The following is an 8,674-nucleotide window of genomic DNA, read 5'->3' as shown; positions in this document are numbered from 1 at the left end:
TTTCCCCTTTGAGATGCGTTTTCCCCTTTGAGATGCGTTTTCCCCTTTGAGATGCGTTTTCCCCTTTGAGATGCGGGTTCTATAGTGAATTAATCAAAGTCATTGGCTTGCACGTCATAAAAGGGTGTGTGTGGGGGCTCTATGTCGGTGAGTAATATTTGAAAAAAGACTGAAATGCCTCTTATGGACGCTCTCAAAGGTCAATGGCTGTTGTAACATGAGAGACAAATGGTATGATGATACTCAGCTACTACTTTTATGAAGTGAAAAGGGGCATGAAGGTAAAGAAGGACGTGGCGTAACAAGGGGCGGTTTTGATGGTTCACTTTACGGGGGCTATTATATCTTATTTACACATACTGTTTTGAAATGAGCGTGGATGCGCTGGGAAATATTAAAAAAGTGCGTGAATGAGGAACACAAGTGTATCCTGTTTTAGGATGCCCTATTGTAACTGAAGAGGATATCTCCATTAAAGAATGCGATAAATAAAAGCATAAAATGTGTAATTTACATCAATTAATTGTCGTTGTCGTGGATGCTTTAAGCCCGTAAAGCTGAAGAGTGATGATGGATATTAGCTTTACTCCTTGAAATTTCATATTCTGCCAAAATAAAATTATATACGCATTGCGAAAATTACACAAAAAGAGATGGGTAACAGGCTCGCTTTTATTTTGCATATAAAAGCTGAAACGGTTTGCTCTTTATCGTTTTGGTTTCTGTTTTAAAATATGCCGGTTATATGAGGGATGGAAGTTGATTGACAGCGGGAATGGATTTTATGTGACTTTCAGTTCTCATCGTTAAGGTTTTGCGGAACTATTGGGGGACTATAGAGGTTGGTTTAAAGAGGTTGGAAAATATCTTTGTGCTTAATAAACAGATGAGACATTTTGCTAAAAAAGGGGAAAATTCTCTTGTTCATTGTTTAAAATGCTCTTTTAAGAAAAAATATCAAAATAAGTATCAGGAACAGAGAGGCAATAGACAATTCCTTCTTGTGTCAATCTGAGAGAAGCTGAACCATTCACGGAAATGGGAACGATTTTTTCGAGAACGGCACTACCAAAACAGGCTTTTTTATTGTTTGTGGGAGGGATGCCGGATTCAAAATTTTCATGCCAAGTGATGATAAGTTGCGTTTTGCCATTCAGTTTTGTTTCGATTTCACAGCGTACACAGATGCTCCCCTTTTCTTGGGAAAGGGCTCCAAAAGAAAGAGAATTGACAATCAGTTCATGAAAAGCCAAACCGATATGCAAAGCGGCATTGGGAAAAAGATAAGGATCGACGCCTTCAAGTGAAAAACGTTCTGTTTCTTTCATAAAATAACCTAAAGCCTGCGTTTGGACCAATTCGCGAAATTGAGCACCGCGCCAATCGGAATCAGTGATCAGATCTTGAGAATGAGAAAGAGAATGAAGACGACCTTGAAATTTTCGTAAAAAAACCTGAAGAGATTCAGTATAGCGGGCGGTTTGACTGGCAATACTTTGAATGATCGCTAGAAGATTTTTAGAACGGTGACTGACTTCGCGAAGAAGGATTTTAAGCACTTGTTCACGGCGGCGTAAGCCGGAAATATTGACACCGGTGGTGATAATACCAATAATGTCTTCGTTATCATTGCGGTGGCAATCAATAGAAAATTTGTACCAAATCTCTTGTTTGTTTGTATCTTCAAAACGTGCTTCAACAGTTTGCATTTTGCCACTGGCTAAAACTTGCAGTTTGATGGTTTCCATATTGTCTGCAAGGTCAAGCGAAAAAAAGTCGCTGTCACGACACCCAACCCGCCATTTATTGTGCAAATGATGTGGCAAGTTTTCAGCCCATAAATAAACCAGATTTGTTGCCTGATAGAGAACGCAAATATCAGCACCACGAATCGCTTGCATGAGCGCACTCATATGAGATCTATCCATGGGAGGCTTTGAAAGAGGCGTAACGATCATAATTTTAAGATGTTACCCTGTTCTAAGCCGCTTTAGAAGCATTCTCTTGAAAAAATAAAGCTTGGGAAATAAGCGCTTTCACCATATCAGGGTTAAAAGGTTTGGTCACTAAAAAAGTTGGTTCTGGACGCTCGCCAGTGAGAAGCCTTTCGGGAAAAGCCGTGATGAAAATCACCGGTATACGGTCATTTTTCAAAATCTCGTTGACCGCATCAATCCCTGAACTGTTATCGGCTAATTGAATATCAGCCAAAATCAACCGTGGTTTTTTCTTATGATACATGATGACAGCTTCATCACGCGTGCGCGCTATTCCTACAACATGATGACCTAGGCTTTCTACCATTTGCTCAATATCAAGTGCAATAAGAGGTTCATCTTCAATAATCATTACTTCAGTGGCAATTTGTTGAGAAATATCAATGGATGCTTGGTTGAGAAGCTTGCGAAATTCTTTCGTATCCAGATTCATGATTTCGCTGGCGTCTTGTTCATGAAACCCTTCAACGGCAATGAGCAAAAATGCTTGGCGTGCACGGGGCGTGAGATAGGATAATTTGGCACTGGTTTTTTGTTCAAGACCAAATTGGGGCAGGGGTTCTGGGATGTTCGGTGTGGTTTGGTCAAAAAGATGGCAAAAAAGCCAATAGGTACCAATTCGGTCAGTGGAGGCTTTGGGAAAAATGGAGATGTCGGCAATGAGTGCTTCCAACATCGCTGACACATAGGCATCGCCAGAGGATTGGCTACCGGTGACAGAGCGGGCAAAACGCCGAAGATAGGGAAGATGCGGGGCAATGCGCGTTGATAATGACATAATTTATAACTCCTTTGACCTTTCAAGCATTTTGTTGGTTGAAATTCTCAACCGATAAAAAAGTTCCTTGATTTGTATGGAACTTTTTACCGGCAGCTATATTTACAACCATAAGGCGAAAAATTCTTCGCGGTGCTACCAGTAATATATGGATTAGGGGGATGAAAAATGAACGACCGTGATGAAAAAAATCTCACCACACAATTTAGAGTTGGAGATGATCTTCTCGGGGTCAATAGCGAAATAGCACGGAAGTTACGTCAATTTTACATGGAAATTCAAGAAGAAGCACTGCCACGGTGTTTGCTTGAGCTTTTAGAGAAGTTGGAGCGCGCAGAGCAATTTGGCTTAAACAATGTGGAAAAGGTTTGAATCCTTTATGTCAAAGTGCGCGAAAAATTTTAAACAAGAACTCCTTTCTGTGTTGCCGGCTTTACGAGCTTTTGCTGTTTCTTTAAGTGGCAAGCACGATAAAGCCGAAGATTTGGTCCAAGATACTGTTATGAAGGCATGGGCTAAGCAAGATAGTTTTGAGATGGGAACTAATCTTAAAGCTTGGCTTTTTACCATTTTGCGCAATGAATTTTATAGTCAAATGCGTAAAAAGGGAAGAGAAGTTCAAGATACCGACGGCGTGTTTACTCAAAATGTCGCTGTTCATCCTGCTCAATATGGATCGCTTGATTTACAAGATTTCAAAAAAGCCTTAAATTTGCTTTCTGCCGATCAAAGAGAAGCCATTATTCTCATTGGCGCATCGGGGTTTTCTTATGAAGATGCTGCGGCTATTTGTGGTTGTGCTGTTGGAACCATTAAAAGCCGTGTGAGCAGGGCGCGTAATCGATTACAAGAACTTCTTAAAGTCAATGGTGAGTCTGATTATGGTCCTGATTCTTACTCAGCTGGAAGTACATTGTGTTCATTTAACGGCTAAAAAAGCATAATAATTATGATCGATAGCCTTGTTTTTTTTATTCCCGTTATAGCTATTACAGTAAAGTCAGTATCTGAGGGAATTCAGAAGTTTGGCGTGTATCCTTAGGAACACAAGAAAAGCCTGTATAAAACTTTCTCACGGGCTTTAGGTTTTATGTTCCATAAGGTTGCCTTCCTTTGTGCTGAAAAATGACGACTTTCAAGTTCGCCAATGGACATTCTATGACAACAAAAACAAATTTGATGCCTCAAATGCCTTCTTCTGATGCAACGATATCACGCTGGCGGTGGGGTGCGATTGTTGTTTCTCTTGTTATGGCTCTTTTGGCATCGGTTTTTATTATGTTGCTTTCAAATGCCGTTGATCGAGAAGTCGCACAGTTGAATACAAGTTCAGAATTGCGCGAACAGGCTGATTTGGTCCTTATTAGCCTGATTGATATGGCTGTTGCTGATCGCAGCTATGCAAAAACGCGCAAGGCGGAAGATAAAATACGTTTTGAAAATGCAGAGCGGGAGTTGGGGAATATTCTCGACTATATCGCACTTATTGTTTATGCGCATCCGCAGTGGTATAAATGGTTTACGGCTTTTAAAGAAGAGGTTGAAGCACGAAAAGCCTTTATGAATGCCCATATGCGTGCTCTTGATGCGATTCCTGAACAACCTTCTCAACCTTCTCATGCGGACTCTTTGGAAGTATCAAAGATTCCTGTAGCACGTTTAGCTCAATTGATGACAAGCTTTATTAATGGGGATGATGTGGTGCGACAAAAACAGCGTGAGGGTATCGCATTGATGCGGGCGGCTTTGACATTGGCGGCTATTGTTTCCGTTGTGAGTACCTTTATTTCTGCCTATTTTGTTATTAATCGTTTTCATCGTGATATGCGCTCTTTAAAATTGTATCAATTGCTGCTTCATAGTGAAAATATCGCTCTGGAAGCCCGCGTGAAAGAACGAACACAAGAATTAGAAAGAGCACGTAATCACGCTGAAAAAGAACGCCAACGGGTTGAAATATTGTTGCAGGATGCAAGCCATCGTATTGGCAATTCTCTTGGAACGGTGTCTTCTTTGTTGGGGCTCCAGTTAAACCGGAGCAAAAATGAAGAGGTCCGTGCTGTTCTAGGGGCTGCACGTGATCGTATTCAGACAATTTCTACAGCACATCGTCGTTTGCGCTTAAGTGATGATATGGAAACGACACTATTGGCAGAGTTTCTCAGCTCTGTTGTGCATGATGTCGAATTGGCAGTCCCTTTTGAATTGCGTGAAAACATCACCATTCACACCAACTTTAAAGATTGTCGCCTGTCTTCAAGAGATGCGACAACACTTGGAATTATCCTTGGTGAACTGCTGACAAATTCCTTAAAACATGCCTTTCCTGATCAACGGTCTGGTCATATTTATATCTCCTTTGGTCCCCAGAAAGATGGACAATTGATGCTCATTGTAGAAGATGATGGCGTGGGAATGAAAAGCCAAACTTTAAAACAAAAAACAGGACTTGGTCGTGTGGTCGTGGAACAGCTCTGTATGCAATTTGGTGAAAAACCTCTGTTTGAAACTTCTGCTTTAGGAGGCACAAAGATTGTCATTCCTTTGCCAAAACTTAGCATGAATAGTTCAAAAAAAAGCTCTGACTGATTTTTTAAAAGGGTAAATTTTTTCTTTTCTCGTGGTAAGCTGCCTTTCATTCATCGTGAATGTATGGGGAGGGCATCTTTTCACAAGAAGAAGGAAAAATACGGCTTCAGTAGCGCGAACACAGCACCATTCATATCAGATTGTCAATTGCCTTCAAGAGAAACAACTTTGCTTCTTTATCTTTTGGTGTAATGTTTGATTTTCTCTCTTGTTGTTTTTTTGCTTTGTTGACTCCGATGATCGGCTTTCAAAGTTCTCCTTGTCTGAGAGCTTTGAAGTGCTTAAGTTAGCCTTTAAATTTATTTTGAATAAGTGCTCCTTTAAGCCAATAATACTTATATTCGTAAGCTCTATTGCTTTGCAAAGAGAGAGTTTTTTCAAGTTTTGTTATTTTTTGTAAGGCATGTGAAACTTTAAATATGGGGTGTTTTTGTAAAAGTGTGTAACAAATATTCTCAAGGATAACTTGCTTAGAAAGTTCATGAAACACTGTCCTTTAGGGCTATGCACAACAAGCATTCAATAGGTGGAATCTATTCAACAAAAAGTCGGGTTGTTTATAGAATGATATGGATTTTAGAATCTTCATCCTTTAGCGGGCACCTCTTTGATTTGAGATTTTATTGCATGGCAAATAAGGACGGGCTATCGTTTTGATAAAATAAACAAGAAGAGTTAGCCTTTTGGGGTTTCATATTTTTCACTTTTCTATTGTGCGTAAACCTGAAAAGGGGAGGGCGTTTTATTTTTAATCATTGTGATGCGACCTTGGGTGGTGGCATCTTTCGGCGTATTCTTTAATAGATATTTAAAATGCGGAAATCTCTTTGAGAAAAGTAAGCGCTCAAGCATATTTTTTAGATGTTTTGAGTCGTAAAAATGCAGATGCTTTCATGCTTTAAGTCTCTTCGGAGGGTGCTATTGGGCTGTTGATCAAGGCATCAATGTTGTTTTTTTCTTGTAGGAATGTTTGTAGGTCTTGATTGGTTAAGGCTTTGCTATCCGGTATACGAATGCGCATGGGATCAACTTTGACGCCATTGACAATGATTTCAAAATGACAATGGGGACCGGTTGCCATTCCTGTTGATCCAACATACCCAATAATTTGTCCTTGTCGTACTTTCACGCCTAGTTTGATGTCTGGTGCATAACGACTTTGGTGTGAATAACTGCTGACATATCCATTGGCATGTTGAATTTCCGTATGGTTTCCATAGCCGCCTGTTACGCCTACTCTTGTGACAATACCATCTCCTACAGCAATAATGGGTGATCCTTTAGGAGCAATCCAATCAACACCCGTATGCATGCGGACATAGCCTAAAATAGGATGTTTGCGTGGACCAAAGGGAGAGCCAAAAATGCCATTTGGTGTGGGTTTGCGCAGCAAGAAAGGCTTTGAACTTTTCCCTTCAGAATCATAATAATCAACGCTTCCATCTTTTAATTGATAACGGTAATATTTATAAGTTGTATTCCCAAAAGTTGCACTAATATAACGAATTTCTGGATCAGCGTTCTTGGATGATTCCTTTGCTTTCAAATTCTTTTTGCCGTTTTTGTTTTCTTTATCGCTTTGTGGTACAGCATAAAATATTTCGATCTGATCATTGGGTGTTATCGGACTTTTCATGTCAATATTGGTGGCTAGCAGACGAATAAGACGATGAGAGAGAGATTGTGATATATTATGGCTTAGCAAAGCACTATAGAGTGCATCATAAGCCGTTGGTAATTGCGCGCTATTGATATAAGAATGTGGAATACCATTTTGAAAAGCCGTTTTAAGTGCTTTAGACATTTTAGGCTCTGTGCTTTCAATGAATTGGCCTTTATCATTCAGGGCAATGGTGAGAACATGATGCATCCCTTGATAGATACTTGCGCGTACGAGATGGTCTTCTTCACCAGCTTGTGTCACGATACCAATGCGTAAAAGGCTTCCCTCTTTAAGGGAATCGGAAAGGCTTATTTTTTCTAGCGTTTTTACAACCTGGTCAATTTGCTTTTTTGTATAACTGGTTTTTTTGAAAGCATCGGCTATCGTTTGTTTTTTACGAATAGGAATAATATCTTCAACATAGTTTTTCGTCAGATCGATACGGTGACTTTGAGGAGAAACGGTTACATTTTCTTGAACGATTCGAACTTCAGGGGATTCTGTGCCTTGGGAAGGGGAGGATACATCTTCTAATTTTAAAGGATCAATCAATGTGAGAACTGAAAGAAGTTCGGAGCTCTTTTCTAAAGTAAATCCAGCTTTTTGTACTTCTTGTTGTGCCTCTTCATCTGTCAATGTGTCGCTGTCATCAAAATCGAATTGATTTACCTTAAAATCATAGCTGCGTAAGGTGAGTTTTGTTTCAACCTTTGCTCCATAAATCTGCCCAGAATCTTCTTGTGGTGCGATATTTTGATTTTTCGTATCACTAGCAAGAATGCTTAAAGAATCAAATTTTGGATAGCTATATTTCTGGGGGCGATTTTCGGCTAAAGCCATACGAATCCATTCAAAATGTTGTGTTTGAATGACTTTTTCATCGCCTTTTTTTTGTAGAATCGATAGTTCAAATTGACGTTTTCTGTCAAAGCTTTGCCTTGCATGGGTGGGAGAAATACGATCACCTTTATAGCCATTGGCCTCAGGGTCTTGTGATTCTGATAGGTTTTCTTGCGTAAACCATTGTGGCGGTGTTACCAATCGCTGTTGTTCATCAAGAGCCGTAAAAAGTGCAATCCCCATAAGAATGCAGGAAGTGATTCCTGTCAGAATGGTTCCCGTAAGCCAACGAGCAGAGACCTGTCGGCGCGCAGGCCGCAAGCGCTTGACGACAAGAGCAGGGTCTTGTCCAGGATCGTTTTTTTGTTGTTCGTTATCCCACATAGATTTATAAGAGTACTTTTCAATATTAAATAAAGAAAGCTAGATAGATAGATAGCTTAGCATGCTTCTACAGGAATTTGATTCTTTTTACAAATTACAGATCATGCGATTCTCTTTATACAGCAATGTCTTTATAAATCGTATCTGCGCAGAAAATTTTCTCTATTAAAGTAGCAAAAACAAGCGTTATTGTGATTAACTGATTCCTAGGCAACTTCCTATTTTTATGCATTGCAATGGGGTGCTATATTTTACTTTAAAGGCGCCATGCTCTCTTTGAACTCCTTGCTGTTTTCATGTTTTATTTTTATGAAGGCAGATTTTGCCTATAATTGCTTGTTGCCAATAATGTCTTGAAATAGGATTTTTTGTTCAATATTTTATTGGTAAAGTTTGGGTTATTTTATTTAAAAAAAAATAAAA

General features: G+C 39.6%; 6 protein-coding genes. 3 read left to right on the top strand and 3 right to left on the bottom strand.

Going from position 1 to position 8,674, the window contains the following annotated elements; translation table 11 throughout:
- Window positions 1–944 precede the first annotated feature (944 nt).
- Both ACFIMC_RS03760 and ACFIMC_RS03755 read right to left on the bottom strand, forming a co-directional pair.
- On the bottom strand, window positions 945–1,958 hold the full coding sequence (locus ACFIMC_RS03760; RefSeq protein ID WP_375613649.1) for a sensor histidine kinase: 1,014 nt from the start codon (window positions 1,956–1,958) through the stop codon (window positions 945–947).
- A 22-nt stretch (window positions 1,959–1,980) separates the two neighbouring features.
- The gene (locus ACFIMC_RS03755; protein ID WP_375607013.1) at window positions 1,981–2,775 is read right to left on the bottom strand and encodes a response regulator; all 795 of its coding nucleotides are present in this window, start codon (window positions 2,773–2,775) and stop codon (window positions 1,981–1,983) included.
- A gap of 168 nt (window positions 2,776–2,943) precedes the next feature.
- Between ACFIMC_RS03755 and ACFIMC_RS03750 the strand changes: the two genes are divergently transcribed.
- From ACFIMC_RS03750 to ACFIMC_RS03740, 3 genes are all read left to right on the top strand, one after another.
- A complete protein-coding gene (locus ACFIMC_RS03750) occupies window positions 2,944–3,147 on the top strand; it encodes a NepR family anti-sigma factor (RefSeq protein WP_375610684.1) in 204 nt (67 codons plus the stop codon).
- A 7-nt stretch (window positions 3,148–3,154) separates the two neighbouring features.
- Window positions 3,155–3,709 (top strand): RNA polymerase sigma factor, encoded by a 555-nt coding sequence (locus tag ACFIMC_RS03745; RefSeq protein WP_375611691.1) that lies wholly within the window; start codon window positions 3,155–3,157, stop codon window positions 3,707–3,709.
- Window positions 3,710–3,933: 224 nt separating this feature from the next.
- Window positions 3,934–5,364: a sensor histidine kinase gene (locus ACFIMC_RS03740; protein ID WP_375611692.1), complete on the top strand. Its 1,431-nt coding sequence runs from the start codon at window positions 3,934–3,936 to the stop codon at window positions 5,362–5,364.
- An 898-nt stretch (window positions 5,365–6,262) separates the two neighbouring features.
- Here the strand turns inward: ACFIMC_RS03740 and ACFIMC_RS03735 are convergent.
- Complete coding sequence (locus ACFIMC_RS03735; RefSeq protein ID WP_375671978.1) at window positions 6,263–8,251, bottom strand: M23 family metallopeptidase; 1,989 nt, start codon at window positions 8,249–8,251, stop codon at window positions 6,263–6,265.
- Window positions 8,252–8,674: the final 423 nt, after the last annotated feature.

The sequence above is a fragment of the Bartonella sp. AP21QHHD genome (genome assembly GCF_042196205.1).
Classification (GTDB): Bacteria; Pseudomonadota; Alphaproteobacteria; order Rhizobiales; family Rhizobiaceae; genus Bartonella.
The sequence above is the reverse complement of the archived record's forward strand: the minus strand, read 5'-3'. Positions and strand labels throughout refer to the sequence as shown.